Source organism: Parapedobacter flavus, assembly GCF_035818675.1.
In the GTDB taxonomy this organism is placed as follows: Bacteria; Bacteroidota; Bacteroidia; order Sphingobacteriales; family Sphingobacteriaceae; genus Parapedobacter; species Parapedobacter flavus.
Genome location: NZ_JAYKZZ010000059.1, coordinates 1 through 825, shown reverse-complemented (window position 1 = coordinate 825; position 825 = coordinate 1). Strand labels below are relative to the sequence as shown.

1 protein-coding gene is annotated in these 825 nt (G+C 53.7%); it reads left to right on the top strand.

Annotated elements, in window-relative coordinates; all coding sequences use genetic code 11:
* A partial coding sequence (locus U9S71_RS20840) for a DUF7507 domain-containing protein (protein WP_326329792.1) occupies window positions 1-825 on the top strand: 825 nt, incomplete at both ends.

Below are 825 nucleotides of genomic sequence, written 5' to 3'. Positions count from 1 at the left end.
CCACGACGACCATTACGCAGTCGCCTTCGGTTACGGTAACCAAGGAAGTAGACCTTACGGCTATCGCTGCCCCGGCTACACTGAACTACACGATCACCGTGGCGAACACGGGTAACGTGAGCCTGACAGGCATTGCAGCATCCGATGCGGTTGCACAGGATGGCACAAGCACGCCATTGACTTTGGGTACACCCACAGGTGATACCGACAATGATGGCAACCTTGATGTGGGCGAAACCTGGGCCTACACGGTCAGCTACGCGGCTGGGCAATCGCACATCGACAACGGCAATGATATTGTAAACACGTTTACGTTCGATGCTAATGAACTCGGCACACCAGTGAGCGACAACGCCACGACAACCATCACGCAGTCGCCCTCGGTTACGGTAGCTAAGGAAGTAGACCTTACTTCAATCGCTGCCCCGGGTACATTGAACTATACGATCACCGTGGCGAACACGGGCAACGTGAGCCTGACGGGCATTGCAGCATCCGACGTGGTTGCACAGGACGGCACAAACACGGCATTGACACTCGGTACGCCAACAGGTGATACAGACAATGACGGCAATCTTGATGTGGGCGAGATATGGGTATACGAAGTCAGCCACGCCGCCGATCAGTCGCACATCGACAACGGCAATGATATTGTGAACACGTTTTCGTTCGATGCTGATGAACTAACTGACTCAGAAAGTGACGACGCTACGACCGAAATTACAAGAAGCGCGGCTATCGAGGTAACGAAAATCGCCGATAAATCCACGGTAAGCACCGCCGGTGAAGTCATCACCTACACGATTACAGTGACCAATACGGGCA